1 protein-coding gene is annotated in these 1,078 nt (G+C 40.0%); it reads left to right on the plus strand.

Going from position 1 to position 1,078, the window contains the following annotated elements; all coding sequences use genetic code 11:
* On the plus strand, positions 1-1,078 hold a 1,078-nt coding region (locus ACKTTC_RS12415), incomplete at both ends, for an Ig-like domain-containing protein (RefSeq protein ID WP_408040156.1).

Consider the following 1,078-nt stretch of genomic DNA (forward strand, 5'->3'; position numbering starts at 1 on the left):
AGGAGCAGATGATGTTTTAACAGTTGTAGAAGGACAAAATGCTTCAGTAAATGTTTTAGCAAATGACGATTTTGAACCAGGAACAAATACAAGTATCACCCAAACAGGCGGAACAGCAGCAGGTACAGTAAATATTGATCCATTAACAGGAGAGGTAACGTATACACCATCAGCAGGAGAAGAAGGAAGCGATGTAACGATTGTTATAGAAGTTTGTAATACAGCAGTTACACCACAGGTTTGTGTAACGGAAACAATTACCGTAACAGTTCAAGTAGATACGGATGGAGACGGTACACCAGATGTAACGGATACAGATGATGATAATGATGGAAATCCAGATGTTACAGATCCAAATCCATTAGTTGCTACAGGAGCAGATGATGTATTAGTCGTAGGAGAAGGACAAACAGCCTCAGTAAATGTTTTAGCAAATGATGATTTTGAACCAGGCGCAAACACAAGTATTACTCAAACAGGCGGAACAGCAGCAGGTACAGTAAGTATAGATCCATTAACAGGAGAAGTAACGTATACACCAGCAGCAGGAGAGCAAGGGGGAACTGTTACCATTGTTCTGGAAGTTTGTAATACAGCGGTTACACCACAGGTTTGTGTAACAGAAACAATTACAGTAACTGTGCAGACAGATACGGATGGTGATGGAATTCCTGATATTACAGATACAGATGATGATAATGATGGAAATCCAGATGTTACAGATCCAAATCCATTAGTTGCAACAGGAGCAGATGATGTGTTAACAGTTGTAGAAGGACAAACAGCTTCAGTAAATGTTTTAGCAAATGACGATTTTGAACCAGGTGCAAACACAAGTATCACCCAAACAGGTGGAACAGCAGGAGGTACAGTAAGTATAGATCCATTAACAGGAGAAGTAACGTATACAGCAGCAGCAGGAGAAGAAGGAAGTGATGTAACAATTGTTCTAGAAGTTTGTAATACAGCAGTTACACCACAGGTCTGTGTAACAGAAACAATTATCGTAACCGTTCAAGTAGATACAGATGGAGACGGTACACCAGATGTAACAGATACAGATGATGATAATGATGGT

This window comes from Tenacibaculum amylolyticum (assembly GCF_964511145.1).
Classification (GTDB): Bacteria; Bacteroidota; Bacteroidia; order Flavobacteriales; family Flavobacteriaceae; genus Polaribacter; species Polaribacter amylolyticum.